General features: G+C 57.9%; 15 protein-coding genes and 1 tRNA gene. 4 read left to right on the forward strand and 12 right to left on the reverse strand.

The features are described 5' to 3' along the window. Positions 1 to 2: 2 nt before the first annotated feature. From LA304_RS03570 to LA304_RS03595, 6 genes are all read right to left on the reverse strand, one after another. The gene (locus LA304_RS03570; protein WP_224501748.1) at positions 3 to 1,256 is read right to left on the reverse strand and encodes a sarcosine oxidase subunit beta family protein; all 1,254 of its coding nucleotides are present in this window, start codon (positions 1,254 to 1,256) and stop codon (positions 3 to 5) included. 349 nt (positions 1,257 to 1,605) lie between these two features. Beyond that, complete coding sequence (folB, locus tag LA304_RS03575) at positions 1,606 to 1,968, reverse strand: dihydroneopterin aldolase (protein ID WP_224501749.1); 363 nt, start codon at positions 1,966 to 1,968, stop codon at positions 1,606 to 1,608. Positions 1,969 to 2,070: 102 nt separating this feature from the next. After that, positions 2,071 to 3,711, reverse strand: a complete 1,641-nt coding sequence (locus LA304_RS03580; protein ID WP_224501750.1) for a BCCT family transporter — start codon at positions 3,709 to 3,711, stop codon at positions 2,071 to 2,073. 138 nt (positions 3,712 to 3,849) lie between these two features. Beyond that, positions 3,850 to 4,944, reverse strand: a complete 1,095-nt coding sequence (locus tag LA304_RS03585) for a hybrid-cluster NAD(P)-dependent oxidoreductase (RefSeq protein WP_224501751.1) — start codon at positions 4,942 to 4,944, stop codon at positions 3,850 to 3,852. Continuing rightward, positions 4,941 to 6,230 carry an aromatic ring-hydroxylating oxygenase subunit alpha gene (locus LA304_RS03590; protein WP_224501752.1) on the reverse strand — a complete coding sequence of 430 codons (1,290 nt, stop codon included), beginning with the start codon at positions 6,228 to 6,230 and terminating at the stop codon, positions 4,941 to 4,943. The genes LA304_RS03585 and LA304_RS03590 overlap by 4 nt, the downstream gene beginning before the upstream one ends. A gap of 728 nt (positions 6,231 to 6,958) precedes the next feature. Beyond that, positions 6,959 to 7,975 carry a LacI family DNA-binding transcriptional regulator gene (locus LA304_RS03595; RefSeq protein WP_224501753.1) on the reverse strand — a complete coding sequence of 339 codons (1,017 nt, stop codon included), beginning with the start codon at positions 7,973 to 7,975 and terminating at the stop codon, positions 6,959 to 6,961. Positions 7,976 to 8,098: 123 nt separating this feature from the next. Between LA304_RS03595 and LA304_RS03600 the strand changes: the two genes are divergently transcribed. The 4 genes from LA304_RS03600 (at position 8,099) to LA304_RS03615 (ending at position 11,594) form a co-directional block, all read left to right on the forward strand. Continuing rightward, positions 8,099 to 8,599: a gluconokinase gene (locus LA304_RS03600; RefSeq protein WP_224501754.1), complete on the forward strand. Its 501-nt coding sequence runs from the start codon at positions 8,099 to 8,101 to the stop codon at positions 8,597 to 8,599. A gap of 27 nt (positions 8,600 to 8,626) precedes the next feature. After that, on the forward strand, positions 8,627 to 9,634 hold the full coding sequence (locus LA304_RS03605; protein ID WP_224501755.1) for a TRAP transporter substrate-binding protein: 1,008 nt from the start codon (positions 8,627 to 8,629) through the stop codon (positions 9,632 to 9,634). Between the two features lie 65 nt (positions 9,635 to 9,699). After that, the gene (locus LA304_RS03610) at positions 9,700 to 10,272 is read left to right on the forward strand and encodes a TRAP transporter small permease subunit (RefSeq protein WP_224501756.1); all 573 of its coding nucleotides are present in this window, start codon (positions 9,700 to 9,702) and stop codon (positions 10,270 to 10,272) included. 2 nt (positions 10,273 to 10,274) lie between these two features. Then, positions 10,275 to 11,594: a TRAP transporter large permease gene (locus LA304_RS03615; protein WP_224501757.1), complete on the forward strand. Its 1,320-nt coding sequence runs from the start codon at positions 10,275 to 10,277 to the stop codon at positions 11,592 to 11,594. 171 nt (positions 11,595 to 11,765) lie between these two features. Here LA304_RS03615 and LA304_RS03620 read toward each other — a convergent pair whose 3' ends face one another. The 6 genes from LA304_RS03620 to LA304_RS03645 all read right to left on the reverse strand — a co-directional run bounded on the left by LA304_RS03620 (position 11,766) and on the right by LA304_RS03645 (position 15,805). After that, positions 11,766 to 11,939: a hypothetical protein gene (locus LA304_RS03620; RefSeq protein ID WP_224501758.1), complete on the reverse strand. Its 174-nt coding sequence runs from the start codon at positions 11,937 to 11,939 to the stop codon at positions 11,766 to 11,768. A 203-nt stretch (positions 11,940 to 12,142) separates the two neighbouring features. Next, a complete protein-coding gene (locus LA304_RS03625) occupies positions 12,143 to 12,646 on the reverse strand; it encodes a c-type cytochrome (RefSeq protein ID WP_224501759.1) in 504 nt (167 codons plus the stop codon). Between the two features lie 581 nt (positions 12,647 to 13,227). Beyond that, the gene (locus LA304_RS03630) at positions 13,228 to 13,701 is read right to left on the reverse strand and encodes a hypothetical protein (protein ID WP_224501760.1); all 474 of its coding nucleotides are present in this window, start codon (positions 13,699 to 13,701) and stop codon (positions 13,228 to 13,230) included. Positions 13,702 to 13,722: 21 nt separating this feature from the next. Continuing rightward, positions 13,723 to 14,848 (reverse strand): IS3 family transposase gene (locus LA304_RS03635; RefSeq protein WP_224501761.1). Its coding sequence is split into 2 segments (ribosomal slippage): positions 13,723 to 14,581 and positions 14,580 to 14,848, totalling 1,128 coding nucleotides; the frame shifts between segments, so codons are not numbered across the junction. Between the two features lie 161 nt (positions 14,849 to 15,009). Beyond that, positions 15,010 to 15,084, reverse strand: a tRNA-Gln gene (locus LA304_RS03640). Between the two features lie 157 nt (positions 15,085 to 15,241). Beyond that, entirely contained in the window at positions 15,242 to 15,805 is a 564-nt protein-coding gene (locus LA304_RS03645; protein ID WP_224501762.1) for a hypothetical protein, read from the reverse strand. Positions 15,806 to 15,814: the final 9 nt, after the last annotated feature.

Raw genomic sequence — 15,814 nt, forward strand, 5'->3', positions numbered from 1 at the left:
CCTTAGTGGGCCACAGCGGCGGCGGCGGCTTCGTCGATCAGGCGACCCGTGCGGAAACGGTCCAGCGTGAACGGTGCGTTGATCGGGTGCGGTTCGTCTTTTGCAACGGTCCAGGCCAGCGTGTGTGCTGCGCCCGGCGTGGCTTTGAACCCGCCCGTGCCCCAGCCTGCGTTGACGTAGAGGTTCTGGACAGGGGTCTTGCCGACGATCGGCGAACGGTCGGGTGTGTTGTCTGTAATCCCGCCCCACTTGCGCAGCATGCGCATACGGTTGAAGATCGGGAACACTTCGGAGATCGCTGCGACTGTGTGCTCAATGAGCGGCAGGCCGCCACGTTGGGAGTAGGAGACGTACTGGTCAGTACCGGAGCCGATCACGAGCTCGCCTTTGTCGGACTGCGAACAGTACGCGTGCACAGCGTTCGACATCACGACGCAGGGGAAGATCGGCTTCACCGGCTCGGACACAAGTGCCTGAAGCGGCATGGATTCGAGCGGCAGACGCACGTCGGCAGTCGACATGACCATCGAGTTGTGGCCGGAGGCGGACACGGCGACTTTCTTGGCTTTGATGAAGCCTTTTTCGGTTTCAACACCAGCCACAGAACCATCCGGGTGACGACGGATCGCGGTCACGGCGCAGTTCTGGATGATGTCCACACCGCGCTCGGCTGCACCACGGGCATAGCCCCAGGCCACGGCATCGTGACGTGCGGTTCCGGCGCGTTCCTGAAGCGCACCACCCAAGACAGGGTAGCGAGCGTCTTTGGCGATGTTCACCGGCGGACAGAATTCTTTGCACTCTTCCGAGGTGAGCCAGCGGTTGTCGACGCCGTTCAGACGGTTCGCGTGAACGTGGCGCTTGAAGCTCTGAACGTCGTGCACGGTGTGCGCGAGCATGAGAACGCCGCGGTTGGAATACATGACGTTGTAGTTCAGCTCCTGGCTGAGACCTTGCCACAGATCGACCGCGTGATCGAACATCCGCGCGGATTCGTCGTAGAGGTAGTTCGACCGGATGATCGTGGTGTTACGACCGGTGTTGCCGCCGCCGAGCCAGCCTTTGTCGATCACGGCGACATTGGTGATGCCGTGCTCTTTGGCGAGGTAATATGCGGCGCCAAGCCCATGGCCGCCAGCGCCGACGATGACAACGTCATATTCGGCTTTCGGCTGGCTCTCCGGCCATTGCTCGGTCCAGTTTTTGTGCCCGGACAGGGCGTTTTTAACAAGGTTCAGTGCGTTGAAGCGAGTCATCGTGCAGCTTTCTCTGTGAGAGAAGGGATGGGGAGATGATCGCGTCTGTACACTACGATTAATCGGACGATTGCGTCGTGGGTTGTGAAGTTTTGCGTCATCGTTACGTTTTTGTTGTATTGGGTCGGAAAACTGGTCGCCTTGGCGCCCAGCGGTCTTCATTCTGGGCATTCTTTGTGCGTGAAATGGCCCAGTTTGCTTGGTTTTTGCCTAGTTTTTGGTCCGCCGCGCGTCCTGTCGGATTTTTCGTCAATCGGAGCAACGGAATCGCCGCTCGGGATGACTTTCATCACGAATGGCGTGTTTCGCAGGTGCCGCATTTGTCCTGTTGCAGGTGCAGCATTTTTGCTTAGCGCTGTCGCAGGATTTCGATGCCGACGTGATCCAACGTCGCCTGAATCGGTGCGGATGGCTTGCGAACCGTCACGCGCACGCTTCGGATCGCAGAGAACTGTTCGAGAATGTTTTGGGCAATCCGCTCGCCGAGCGTCTCGATCAGATCGTATGGCCCACTCTCACAGGTATTTTGCGCCAGCTTACAGAGGGCATCGTAACACACGGTCAGCCCGTAGTCATCTGCCTGCCCAGCTGGGGCGAGGTCGATCTCGCAGGAGAGGTCGATATAAAATCTCTGACCGAGACGTTTCTCTTCCGGCATGACGCCATGAAAGCCGTAGAGACAAAGATTGCTGATGAAGATGCGGTCGGCCATGGGGACCTCATGTGCAGACTGTGGAGGAGGAGCGAATAAAAGAGCCGCCAGACGACAAGTCATCTGGCGGCGCAAGGGAAGGGCTGGGACCGCCCTCGGAAGTTAGCGAGGCTCGGAAGCCAGACCGCGCCAGATCGCGACACACATGACCAGAAGGACCACGGTGAAGGGCAGGCCGGTCGAGATGACCATGGACTGCAATGCGCCCAGACCACCTGCGGAGAGCAGAAGCACGATGGCAACCACTCCTTCGAACACGCACCAGAACACACGCTGCGGCACCGGAGCGTCGACTTTGCCGCCCGCTGCGATCGTGTCGATCACGAGAGAGCCGGAGTCAGACGATGTCACGAAGAACACGATGACCAGAACGATCCCGATGAAGGAGGTGATCGCCGTCAGGGGCATTGCGTCCAACATGGTGAAGAGCTGAAGCGGAAGTGCAGCTTCGGTCACGGCCATGTAGCCATCACGGACAACCTGGCTGATGGCTGCGCCACCGAAGACGGACATCCAGAGCACACAGACCATGGACGGCACGATCAGCACGGAAATGATGAATTCGCGCACGGTGCGGCCACGGGAAACGCGGGCGATGAACATACCCACGAACGGCGACCAGGAGATCCACCAAGCCCAGTAGAAGGAGGTCCAGCCCTGAGCGAAGTTCACGTCCTCACGGCCGACAGGCATGGAGAGAGAGGGCAAGTACTGCAGGTAAGCGCCGAGGAAGCTCAGGATGTCGGTGGTCAACAGGAGGGTCGGACCGGCGATCAGCACGAAGGCCCAAAGCAGGAAGGCGACGCCCATGTTGATTTCGGAAAGCAGCTTCACGCCTGCTTCGAGGCCGCGGATGACCGAAAACAGAGCGATTGCAGTGATGCCGCAGATCAGAAGCACCTGCGAGGTGTCGCTGATCGGCATGCCGAAGAGCTTGTTGAAGCCGGAGTTGGCTTGCGCAGCGCCGAGGCCCAGCGAGGTGGCGAGACCGAAGAGGGTCGCGAACACGGCGAGGATGTCGATGATGTGTCCCGGCCAGCCCCATACGCGCTCACCGAAGATCGGGTAAAACGCGGAGCGAATGGTGAGCGGGAGGCCCTTGTTGTAGGAGAAGAGTGCGAGGCTCAGAGCAACGATTGCGTAGATCGCCCAAGGGTGCAGACCCCAGTGGAAGATGGACGCGGCCATGCCGAGACGGATGGCTTCAGCTTCATTGCCGCCTGCTGCGCCGAGCGGCGCCCAGTCGGTGCGAACGCCGTCTTCACCGACGGAGATACCACCCATGGAAGAGGAGAAGTGGCTCAGCGGTTCGGAAACGCCGTAGAACATGAGGCCGATGCCCATACCCGCGGCGAAGAGCATGGCGAACCAGCTTTTGTACGTGAAATCGGGTTTCGCGTCAGGGCCGCCGAGGCGAATTTTGCCATAGGGGCTGACAACGATGACAAGGCAGACGATGACGAAGATGTCTGCTGCGCCCAAGAAGAACCAGTCAAACCCTTTCGTCACGAAGGAGAACATCGCGCTGAACATGCTTCCAGCCTGTTCCGGCAGGAGCAATGTGAAGACCACGAAGGCAATGACGGCGAGAGCCGAGACGGGGAAAACCGGATTGTGCAGGTCAAAGCCGAATGGACCAAAGGTTCCTTCAATGTTGTCCTGGCCGATATCATAATCTGTGTCGATGACACTTTCCGGCGGCGCCTCGTAGGGCGTTTGTTCCGGATCTTTGGAATCAGTCATGGATATCCCTCCATTGTTGGTTGTACGGGTTCGCCCCGCTTAAAGGCCTCTTTTCGGACCCTTGTATGAATACGATTGTCACGCGCACCGTTCGGGAAAGCGCGGTTGAAACTGGTGCGCGTGACAATGATCGAGGTCTTAGATTTCGACCTCGACGTCTGTGAGCGGCGTGGAGCAACAGATCAGGATTTTGCTCTGATCAATCTCGCGTTTGCGGATGCCTCCGCCGTGCTGCATGTCGACTTCGCCGGAGAGAAGTTTCGATTTGCACGTGCCGCAGATGCCGCGCTGGCAGGAGGACATCGGCAGCAGGCCGGCCTCTTTCGCAGCGGTGAGGATGGTCATGCCGGGGCTGACCTCAACCACATGGCCGGTTTTCGGAAAGCTCACGCGGAACGTCTCGCCGCTGATCTCCGGTGCCGATGTGGGCTCTTCGATTGTGCCGGCTGTTTCTGCGCCGAAATCAAAGCTTTCCTCGTAATAGTGGTCCATGTTGAAGCCGGCTTCGCGGAGCATGTCGCGCACGCCTTCCATGAAACGCGCCGGACCACAGCAGAACACTTTGCGCTCTTTGTAGTCCGGAGACATCATGGAGAGCATCTGGATGTTCAGACGTCCGACATATCCACTCCAGGCGTGGCTTGCAGATACCGTGTCGACCGTCAGAGCGAGACGCAGGGTCGGGTTCTGCATCGCCAGAAGCTCGAGCTCTTTACGGAAAATCAGATCCGAAGGAGTGCGTGCCGCGTGGACAAAATGCAGGTCGTAGGGCTCCGACAGGTCACAGGCCGTGCGGGTCATCGACATGAGCGGCGTGATGCCGCTGCCGGCGGAGATGAACAGGAGTTTCTCTTCCGCGTTGGCGTCCGTGGTGAAGTCCCCCGATGGGCCGATCACAGTGAGCTCTTTGCCCGGCAGCATGTTGTCATGCAGCCAATTGGAGCCCGGTCCGCCCGGAACGCGTTTGACCGTGATCTCGATCCGGTAAGGACGCGCCGCAGAAGCGGAGATCGTGTAGCTGCGCGTGACCATGCCGTCGACCGGCAGTTCGAAGGTCATGTGCTGGCCCGGGTAGAACCGGAAGTCCCGCGGTTCGCGTGCCGAGAAGACAAAGGTCTTCACGTCATGCGTTTCCTGCCGGACCTGGCGGCAGACGAGCGTGTCGTCTACCTCCGAATCCCACAGCGGAACGCCCGTTGCTTCGGTCAGTTTTTCGTTGCTCGGACCACTCATTCCGCAGCCACCTTTTGGGTCTCGCCTTTCGCGAAGTGGTCTTTCAGACGGTCAATGTACCATGCTGCAAAGGACTCGACGTGCGGCTCGGTGTAGGGAGAGTACGGGCCAGGCTGATAGCCGGACATTTCGGCGCCCATCTGAGCCAGGCGAACAAGATCGGCGTCTTGCTGGTTGGTGTAGGTCCAAACCTGCGTGAGGTTGTCGAGGTTGTAGTCTTCTCCCTCGATGGCATCCTTGTGGACGAGCCAAGTGGTCCGAACGAGCGTCTTGCCCGGAGAGATCGGAAGCACGCAGAAGGTCACGATGTGGTCGGACATGAAGTGGTGCCAGGAGTTCGGGTGGGTCCAGAAGCTCAGACCGCCAAGTTTTGCACCGGTCGTCTCGCGGCTGAAGTCGCCGAGCAGCTTTTTACAGGCCACTTTGGTGTCGACGGTGTGGCTCTCGCCTTCCCACATCAGCGGCAGGCGCATGGTACGGAAGCCGGTGACGTCGGACAGATGCTGTTCTTCTGCGGACGGCAGGCCACAGGCTTCCCAGCGAGCGTGGCTTTCGGTCACTTCTTGCTCGTATTTTTTGACATCGTCTGCGCGGCGCTCGTCGAGTTCGTCCGGAGAGAAGCCGAAACCGAATTCGGAGAGCGGCACGGTCAGCTGCGGGTGGTTGCCCTCGCAGTGGTAGCACTCGCGGTTGTTTTCGAGCGTGAGCTTCCAGTTGCCGTCTTCGATCAGTTCGGACTGGAAGGCGACCTTGGTGTTCTTGATGTCGTGCGGAGCGATGTATTTGCTCATCGTTTCGACCATGTTGTCGATATCCGCAGGCGCGTCTTTGGCGAGGCAAATGAAGATCAGGCCAGCGATAGAGCGAACGTGAACGGTGCGCAGGTTGTGGCAGTTCTTTTTGAAGTCCTTGCCCATGTGCTCGGCGAGGATCAGTTCGCCGTCCTCGTTGTAGGTCCAGCCGTGGTAACGGCAGACAATGTTGCCGATGGTGGTGGATTTCTGATCAACGAGCTTCGCGCCGCGGTGACGGCAGACGTTGTGGAAGCCACGCACTTCTTCGTCGTCGCCGCGCAGAAGCAGAACGGAGACCGGACCGATTTCGACCGTGATACAGTCGCCCGGCTCGGGCAGTTCCGGATCAGTTCCAACGAAGATCCAGTGGTTTCCGAAGATCACCTCGATGTCGAGGTCGAGGACGTCCTGGGACGTATAGAAAGGGGCTTCAAGGCTTTTGTAGGCCTCGCGGCGTGCGACGAGAGCAGGGATGTCGATTGTATCACGCATGGAAATGTACCTCGGGTGCTGCGTGTGGCAGGAAGTGCGCTCTTTGGCCGTTCAGGAACGGTTGAGAAGGCTAGGTGATCAGCGCGTTGCTTTCGCAACACAAAGGGGCATTACAGGCAGGCAGCGCAGGGCGGCTCACGGTCCGGGGCTTCTCCGAGGCGCGGCATTCGGCCTCGTGCCCGGGCGTCAGCGAACAACAAACGACTGATCCGGGCCGAAAAGAGGCCCGGGGATGTGCGTTGCATGGAAACAGCGTTCCCGCACGCACCTGTCGCGTCATGAGTTGAAGAGGTGTCTTGCACCCTCATTCTCCCTGATGTTGTTGCCGGCAGGTGTGCTGCTCTTACATTACGCTCAATTTTCGAAAGCGATCAGAGAGTTTTTTCTGAGACTGGATTTTGCGGCAGAAAACTTGAGGCAGTTTGCAGGTATTATTGCGACGTGATGGTACAAATGGTCGCATTTTCACCCTCGGATCGTTCCCATTGTGCTTTAAAAATGTGCACAAGGCCTGTGCGATCCGTGGGGAGCTCAGTGCGTGTGCTGCCGTCTGAGGGGCGAAAGGTGCGTTTTCGAATCAGCTTTTCAGTGATTCGTAATCTGCAGGGTTTTTGGTGGATACGTTTCTCTTTCGCAGGTGCGAAAGGCTATTCTGCGTGTGCTATCCGCGCCTTCGGAGGCGCCTCCAAAGGAAGCACGGGAAGAAAGGCCAAACGATGTCGGGCGTTTTAGCTTCGGTCGGTGCTGTCTCTTGCACAGAGCTGCCACTTGAGATCGATGATTGGCTCCCCCGCGTCCTCTTCAGTTAGCCGTGCGAGGATTTTGCGCGCGGCCAGCTCCCCCATTTCGCGGCGAAAAGTGCGGATACTGGTGATTGAAGGGTAGGCGGCGCCCATCACCTCGAGATCATTGAAGCCACAGATGCCGATATCCCGTCCGATCGTGAGCCCACGCCTCTGAGCCGCGAACTGAGCGCCGAGGGCGAGGTCATCGTTGTTGCAGAAGATCGCGTCTGTCTCCGGTTCGAGCTCCATCAACTTGTCGAACAGTTCGCTCCCCAGATGCGTGCTGGACGGTTCAGCGGTTGTAATCTTTCTCAGCGTGCCGTTCGGGCCTGCGGCCTTGATCGCGTCGCTAAACCCCGCGAGGCGGCGTTCAGAGCGCGGGTCCATACGCGCACCGATAAAGGCTGGCGCTTTATAGCCCCGCGCAAAGAGATGCTCGGTCGCGGCACGCGCAGCGTCTCGGTGTGAGAAGCCGACGATCATATCTACCGGGGTGTCCGACACGTCCATGATCTGCACCACAGGGCAATCCGCCTGTTCCAAGAGGGCGCGCGAGGCAGTTGACTGATCAATGCCTGCGACGATCAACCCTGCCGGACGCTGACTAAGGAAGATCCGGATCAAATCCTCCTCGACCGAGGGGATATAGCGCGTGTTGGCGAGCTGCACGTAATAGGGCGTGCCCGTGACTGTGTCGTAAAGGCCCGAGAGAACGTCCGCAAAAACGTTGTTCGTCACTGATGGGATGAGAACCCCGATGACGTTGCTCCGGCGCGAGGCGAGCGCGCGCGCGGACGGATCGGGCACATATCCGAGTTCTGCAACGGCAGTCGTGATTCGTGTTCTCAGGCCCTCTGACACCATTTCTGGGCGTCTTAGCGCGCGGCTCACGGTGATAGTTGAGACGCCAACCGCGCGGGCGACATCCTCAAGAGTTACGCGTTTTGAATGTTTTGGCACGTTTCTGACCGCCTCTTTCGACACGAATAGATAATCGTTGACGGATGACAGCGCTGTCAATAACAATAACCGAAATGACAGCGCTGTCATTTAACAAATGGCGGCACGAACGGGAGGAAAACAGTGCGGCATATTCTGGTCATGGGTATTTGCGGAACGGGCAAGTCCACGCTTGCCGTGCTTTTGGCAGATCGCCTGCACCGTCCATTCATCGAGGCGGACGATTATCATTCGCAGGATGCCATCGCTCGGATGGCCAGCGGCGCGGCTCTAACTGACGATGATCGTTGGTCCTGGCTCGACCGTGTGGCCGAAGGCGCGATTGCGACCGGCGAACCGTCGGTCATCGCATGCTCGGCGCTTAAATCGGCCTATCGCGACAGGCTTCGCGAACGGCTCGGGCCCATCGACGTCATTCATCTGCAGGGAGATCGCGATCTGATCGCATCGCGCATGGCCGCTCGGGAAGAGCATTACATGCCGGTGAGCCTGATCGACAGCCAACTCGCAGATCTCGAACCACCCGCGGGAGAGGACGTCCTCACCCTCGATATCACGCAACCCCTCGGCCCGTTGGCCGATACAGCACAAGACTTCGTCACGCGTTCAATCTTGAAAGCGTGATCCTTTATTCAATCCTGGGAGGAAACCATGAAAACACTTAGTCTCGCCGCTCTGGTCCTGATGAGCGCATCCACCATCGCAATGGCTCAGGACATGACCCTGCGCTTCCAATCTTCGGATCCTGCGGGCAACCCGAACTTCCTGTTGCAAAAGCAGTGGGCGGAGAGCGTTCTCGAGAAAACGGGTGGCACCATCGCAGTCGAATTGCTGCCGGTTGAGTCCATCGTCGCACACAACGAAACCCAAGACGCGATTGCAGCGGGTATCCTCGATGGCCACGTGACCGACACCTCTTATTTCGCAGGCAAAGATCCGGCATTTGGTCTGATCGCCAACCCTGTGGGCGCCTACGGCAAGCCCGAAGAGATGCTCGACTTCATGTATGAAGGCGGCGGCAAGGAACTCATGAACGAACTTGAGAACCCCTACGGTCTCCAGTTCATCGGCGCGACCACGCCGGGCCTCGAAGCGTTCGTGTCCAAAGTGCCGCTCGATGGCGTCGACGACCTGAAAGGTCTCAAAATGCGCGCGCCCGAGGGCCTTGTTCAGCAGGTCTTCGCCGCCGCTGGCGCAGCACCTGTGAACTTGCCGGGGTCCGAGGTCTTTACCTCGCTCGACAAAGGCGTGATCGACGCGGCCGACTACACCGTGTTCTCGACCAACCACGCTCAAGGGATGCACGACGTAGCGACCCATCCGGTCTACCCGGGTTTCCACTCCATGCCACTCGTCGAAATCTCGATGAATAAGCGCAAGTGGGACAGCCTGACCGAAGAGCAGCAGGCCGCGCTCGAAGCCTCCGTTCAGGAGTTCTCCACGATGCAGGTTGCCGCGCTGCGTGCGGCTGACGAAGCTGCTGTCGAAGAGGCGAGCGCCTCCGGCGAGGTCACGATCCACGACTGGTCCGCAGAAGAGCGCGCCAAGTTCCGCCAGATCGCTCAAGGTGAATGGCAGAAAGTCGCAGAACGTTCTGAGAATGCTCAGAAGGTCTATGACGCTCTGACCGCATATCTCACCGAAAAAGGTCTAATGTAAGCTGGACTTGATCCAAGGGGCGGCTCCTTGTGGGGGCGCCCCTTCTTTTGATGTGGAGGCATCCGATGGGCACCGCCAAGGAAAATATTCAACACAGTGTGATTGACGAGGCACCACGCGAAACGGGTGCGCCCGTGCGTGAGGCCGGCATGCTCGGGCGTCTGATCTCGTCCGGGGGGCTGGTATTTGCGGCGGGTATTGTCGTCGCGATGCTGATCCTGATTCAGGAGGTGGTCCTGCGCTACTTCTTCAACAGCCCGACGAATTGGGCGCATGAGACGACCATCTTCTTGTGCGGGGTGGCCTTCGTTTATGGTGGCCTCTACTGCGTCGCCCGTGACAGCCACATCCGTGTCGTGCTGATCTATGACGCGATCCCGAAACGCGCGCGCCGGTGGCTCGATGTCGTCATCTCCATCATCTGCGCGCTGTCCTCCGCGATGTTCGCTTATGCGGCGTGGATCATGGTTCAACGCGCAGCCTTCACGCCGTCGGGCGAGTTCCGTCTCGAACGCTCGGGGAGCGCTTGGGACCCCGTCTATCCCGGTGTCATGAAAATCTTTCTGCTCGCGGTTCTCACGGTCATGGCCGTGCAGTTCCTGATCCTTGCCGTCAACTACTACCGAGGGAAGCGCTAACCATGGAACTCTTTGGATCTTTGCAGGCGCTCGGGGTCGAACCGGCCACCTATATGATGTTCGGCATGCTGCTATTGCTGCTGATCACCGGCATCCCGCTCGCCTTCGTCACTTTGCTCGTCGCGCTCATCTTTGCGCTCGGATGGTTTGGCCCGATGGCCGTGCCGCTCATCACCAGCCGCGTTTATTCGTTCGTGTCGAGCTTTGTCTTCGTTTCCGTGCCGATGTTCGTGCTGATGGCGTCCATCCTCGACCGATCCGGCATTGCTCGCGATCTTTTTGACGCGATGAAGCTCGTCGGCGGACGTCTTCGCGGTGGCGTTGCCATCCAGACCATCTTCGTCGCCGTCATTCTCGCGGCTATGTCCGGAATTATCGGGGGCGAGATCGTTCTGCTCGGCCTCATCGCGCTGCCGCAGATGCTGCGCCTTGGATACGACCGCCGTCTCGCAATCGGTGTGGTCTGTGCGGGTGGGGCGCTCGGCACTATGGTGCCGCCGTCTATCGTGTTGATCATCTACGGCCTGACTGCGAACGTCTCGATCGGTGATCTTTTCACGGCTTCATTCCTGCCTGGTCTGATGCTCGCAGGTTTCTACGTGACCTACGTGCTCATCCGCGCCTACCTAAACCCGTCGGTTGCCCCTGCGCTGCCGGTGGATGATGACACCCCCATGTCGGAAAAGCTCAAGCTTCTGCGTGGTCTGATCCTTCCGATCCTCGTCGTGATCGGTGTGCTCGGCTCCATCTATGGTGGCATCGCCAGCGTGACCGAAGCCTCCGCCGTCGGCGTGCTCGGGGTCATCCTATCGACCATGCTGCGCGGAGAGTTCTCTTGGGGCCTTATGAAAGGCGCCGCGCTCCAGACGCTTCAAACCGTCGGGATGATCGTCTGGATCGGCATCGGGGCCTCTGCGCTTGTGGGTGTGTTCAACCTGATGGGAGGCCTCGCCTTCATCCAGTCGCTGGTTGCCAACATCTCTGACAACCCGCTGCATGTGCTCCTGTTCATGATGGCCATCCTCTTTTTGCTCGGGATGTTCCTCGACTGGGTCGGCATTGCACTTCTCGCCATGCCTGTCTTTGTGCCGATCATCGTTGATCTCGGCTACGATCCGGTGTGGTTCGGTGTCCTGTTCTGCATGAACATGCAAGTGAGCTTCCTGTCGCCACCCTTCGGTCCCGCCGCCTTCTATCTCAAGTCGGTTGCGCCAGCAGATATCAGCCTCGGAGAGATTTTCCGGTCGCTGCTGCCCTTCATAGCGCTGCAAATCTTGGCCCTAGCGATGCTCATCATGTTCCCGGGCATTACGGGACGCTGAGCAACGCTTCACAAGACCAAACCTTAGATATGCCCCGGCCAAACTCGTTCGGGGCATTTCGGGTGCCTCGGGTGGCTTTTTCTAACGACCAGCCGACATGGGCTCAGGCACGAAAAAGAAAGCGAAGTGTCCCCCCCCCCCGGCGAACCCTCCGGCCCGCCGAGGAGTGTGTTAGCGGGGTATCCGCTTGTGGATCACATAGTCCGCCAACCACGCCCAGTAGGCGGCTGCATCAGCGAGCCCTTGGCACTGGGCGGCGAGATCCTCAGCCCTGGCCCGTGAGAGACCACCTTCATACTCGGCTATGGCGGCCAAGACGGTCTCGTCGCCTTGCGCCGTGTACATTCTGTTCAAGGCAGAGCACTGCCTTTCCTTAAGCCCACATTTCATACTGAACCGCGCGGCCTCTGCGCTGAATAAGTGTCGCTATCTTGTCCAAGCGGAGACGAGTTCGAATCCGTCTGACTTCACCCACTTCGCCCCTGCGAATGTTTATGTCTGCCAAATGGACGAAGCGGTTGAACGAAACGCAGCGCGCCTCTTAGTGGCTATTGCTGGATGGATTGCAGGTAAAATACGAGAGAGAGAATGCGTCCCCGGGCGACCATTTCTTCTGTCTCTCCACGCTGGCTTGTTGCCGAGACCTGAAAGCGCTCTCCCCAGACCGGCATAGTACTTCCATGTGCGCGAACATTGTCTCGGCCGTCGATCGTAGCCAGCACCGTTTCGAAAGGAAAACTACCGCCGTTTGCTTGCGAGATTTGCATCAGGTTTGGGGTGGAGATGTTCAGGAGTTCAGCAAGAGGCCCATCCCCCATCGCGCTCTCCCCGTGGCAACCTGCGCAGGCGACCATGTACTCCTTCTCACCCGCGCTCTCAGAGAACGCCGGGCAGCTTATCAAACTCAATGCGGCGAAAATTTGTGATATTTTGCTCCAGTTCATCGTAATGCGCCCTCCCAAGCTTACGGAACCATTCGTGCCTTTGATGCTATCAGAAAAAGTGAATATTCCGGAGTCATTCTTGAAAACTGTGGTGAGCTTGGTTGCCACCAAACTTGGGCAATGAGCAAAGTCCTGCGAACCCGCTCTGCCCTCGCTGCTAATTTGTCGAAGTTTTCGAGGCGGTCCGTATCCAGATCGATGCAAAGTTTGCGGACAATGACAATGAGCGAGAGTTGCACAACAGCACTGGTCCTCCCCACTGACGTGGTCCACCGCAATGTTTAGGAAAACGGAGTGCCAAGATGGCTACGAAGCGGCACAATCCAAAGGAATTTGTCACGAAGCTGCGTCAGGTTGAGGTGCTTGATGGTCAAGGCACGTCACTTGTGGATGCGATCCGACAGGTTCGCGTTGCTTCCTGACCTTGGCGAACCGTGTGGTCACCGCCCCGACCTTCAACCCCGGAAACAGTGGACCGGACCCCGGGAGCTCTCGGAACACCTCCTCCAACACTGGGTGGGCAGGAACCAGCCTCTCAGCTGTCAAACCGGATAACCCAATGGGAGTAGTGTGGCGGTAGCACTACGGCTTTGAAAATTCGGGCGCTTACTGAACGGGTGAGTCAGCTTTAAAGAAGTTGAGTTATCGACACTTTCGTTTCAGGACACAAGTTATGTCGACCAAAGTGGTCATAGAAAGCCCGAGGCAGCATCCACTACCACCGCCATTATCGCATACACGAAACTACGGATCATCGACATCCCGACAAGTAAATCACCATTTGTTTTTGCTGCTTCCAGGCGAAGGGTTAACAGTGGTTCAAATCGGGTTTGCCTCCACCCCCAAAATACCCAAAATACCCCGTGTGCCAGTGCCACAATCGCAATGGAAAATAAATCAGGACGAGTGATGTAATCTGGCCATGGGATGGAGAGTAGCGCAAGGACCAGCGATACCCCAACGATAAATCTCACCCAATCTTCTTTGGACAGGTTTCTAAATTCGGACCACCAAGTTCGAACCTGACGATTATGAAGATCCGCCTGTGCTTCTCTAAAAAATGTAGAAAACCAAATGTTTATGCCTAATTCATAGACGGCAATGCATGTTACCGAAGAAAGCGCGATCCTTATTTCTCGAGAGATCGAAGTGGGCTGCCTCATTTGACGGGTCCAAGTTGATTGTTAGTGCATTGTCGGCCTCTGGGCCAAGGGTATAACGGCCTCAGGTGCTGGCGGGCGATAGCCCAAGGCACTGTGAGGCCTCTTGGTATTGTAGTGCTTCCTCCATTCTTCGATGATGATTTGCGCTTCTCTTAGCGAGTAGAAGATTTCCCCGTTGAGCAGTTCATCTCTCATCCGCCCGTTGAAACTTTCACAGTGTCCGTTCTCCCAAGGGCTGCCTGGCTCGATGTAGGCGGTCTGCGAACCGACGGCTGCGATCCAGTCTCTGACGGCCTGCGCGACGAACTCAGGTCCATTGTCCGAGCGAATGAAGGCCGGTGCGCCCCGCAAGATGTAGAGGTCTGTGAGAACATCTATGACATCTGTTGAGTTCAGCTTGCGCTTCACCTTGATCGACAAACATTCGCGGCTGAATTCATCGATGACATTCAGCGTCCGGAAGACCTTGCCGTCATCGGTTCGGCAATGCACGAAGTCATAGCTCCAAACGTGATTGCGATGTTCGGGTCGCAATCGGACGCACGACCCATCGTTCAGCCAGAGCCGCCCTTTCTTTGCTTGTTTCGGCGGAACCTTAAGCCCCTCCCGTCGCCACAGCCGCTCGACACGTCCATCACTGACAGACCATCCAGCCTCTCTGAGAAGCACGGCAACCCTGCGGTAGCCGTAGCGTCCGTATTGGCGGGCCAACTCAATCATGTCGGCGACAAGTCTGCCTTCATCGGCGCGCCCCTGAGGAATACGCCTCTGTGTCGAACGATGTTGCCCCAGCACCCGGCACACACGCCGTTCCGAAACGCTATGCCGAGAGCGGACATGGTCGATGCAAGCACGACGACGGGCGGGCTTAGAAGTTTTCCTTTGCGGCCTCCGTCAAGATGAGCTTGTCGAGCGTCAGATCTGAAACAACCCGTCTTAACCGTTCGTTCTCTTTCTGCAGACGCTTCAGCTCCTTCAGTTGATCCACGCCCATTCCGCCATACTGCCTGCGCCAGCGGTAATAGGTTTGTTCAACAACGCCAATCTGTCTGATCGCATCCAGACGGGGCATCCCTTGCACCATCAATACTTCAACTTGCCGTAATTTCGAGACAATCTCTTCCGGCTTCGGTCGCTTGTTTGCCATAGCTGGTCCTCCATTTCCTAAACATAGGGGTGGACCCGTTCAAATGGGGAGGCTCAAGAGAAGACGGGTAGAAGCGTGAGCTCCTGAGCAGGGGCATAAAACAGGGGCATTTTCCGGCGGGGTTGGTCCGTCGGGCCTTGTTTCTTTGGTGCAGGAGGAAGTGGCTGGGGTGGTAGGATTCGAACCTACGGTGCGCGGTACCAAAAACCGGTGCCTTACCACTTGGCTACACCCCAACGTGGGGCGCTAATTAGTCCGTCCACGGCGGACGTGCAACCCCTTTTTCGACAAAATGTGCGACTCTTTATCACTTATTTTTTGCGGCGGGTGCGGGAATGGAATACCGGTGCCCGCAGCACAGGGCGGACACTGATTGTCTCATGGATTTTGATTTTATTGACCAAAGTCGTCGAGGGTGATCAGGCCGTTTTGATCACGGTCCATACGCGAGAACCATTGCGCGCCGTTCCCGACGAATTCTTCGCGGGTGACGACTCCGTTGCCGTCGAGATCATTGGCGAGACGAGTCATGGACCCCTGAACCTGATCGATTCCGGCGGCGAAGCCGTTGCGCGCTTGTTGGGCTTGTGGGCCTTTGCCGAGCTTGGGTTGGCCTTGTGGTCCGTTGCCTGCGCCCGGCCCTGCGGTCATGCCGTATTCTTCCAGATGCATCTGGCGATCCAGTGCGCGGGTCTCGTCGAAGGTCGCGTATTCTTCGTCATTGAGGCGGCCGTCTTCGTCCGCATCAAACATGTAAAAAAGATCGCCACGGCGCTCCTGCACTTCGTCCTGCGTGACCTGGCCATCCTCATTGAGATCCCAGTTCATCATGAAGTCTTCGCCGAACCCCTGAGCCAAGGACATCATGGGGAACGCGGCCGCGAGTGCGGCGCTCATTATTGCGGGGAAAGTAAACCGTTTCATCTCTGCGCCCTTCTCTGTGTTCGCATCTTTCATGTAAAAGAT

It is taken from the genome of Celeribacter litoreus (assembly GCF_020165855.1).
GTDB classification, from domain to species: Bacteria; Pseudomonadota; Alphaproteobacteria; order Rhodobacterales; family Rhodobacteraceae; genus Celeribacter; species Celeribacter litoreus.

Coding starts and splice junctions, on each gene's coding strand:
- LA304_RS03570 (WP_224501748.1), bottom strand. CDS start 1,256: ATGACTCGCTTCAACGCACTGAACCTTGTTAAAAACGCCCTGTCCGGG.
- folB (WP_224501749.1), bottom strand. CDS start 1,968: ATGGCCGACCGCATCTTCATCAGCAATCTTTGTCTCTACGGCTTTCAT.
- LA304_RS03580 (WP_224501750.1), bottom strand. CDS start 3,711: ATGACTGATTCCAAAGATCCGGAACAAACGCCCTACGAGGCGCCGCCG.
- LA304_RS03585 (WP_224501751.1), bottom strand. CDS start 4,944: ATGAGTGGTCCGAGCAACGAAAAACTGACCGAAGCAACGGGCGTTCCG.
- LA304_RS03590 (WP_224501752.1), bottom strand. CDS start 6,230: ATGCGTGATACAATCGACATCCCTGCTCTCGTCGCACGCCGCGAGGCC.
- LA304_RS03605 (WP_224501755.1), top strand. CDS start 8,627: ATGAAAACACTTAGTCTCGCCGCTCTGGTCCTGATGAGCGCATCCACC.
- LA304_RS03610 (WP_224501756.1), top strand. CDS start 9,700: ATGGGCACCGCCAAGGAAAATATTCAACACAGTGTGATTGACGAGGCA.
- LA304_RS03615 (WP_224501757.1), top strand. CDS start 10,275: ATGGAACTCTTTGGATCTTTGCAGGCGCTCGGGGTCGAACCGGCCACC.
- LA304_RS03620 (WP_224501758.1), bottom strand. CDS start 11,939: ATGTACACGGCGCAAGGCGACGAGACCGTCTTGGCCGCCATAGCCGAG.
- LA304_RS03630 (WP_224501760.1), bottom strand. CDS start 13,701: ATGAGGCAGCCCACTTCGATCTCTCGAGAAATAAGGATCGCGCTTTCT.
- LA304_RS03645 (WP_224501762.1), bottom strand. CDS start 15,805: ATGAAAGATGCGAACACAGAGAAGGGCGCAGAGATGAAACGGTTTACT.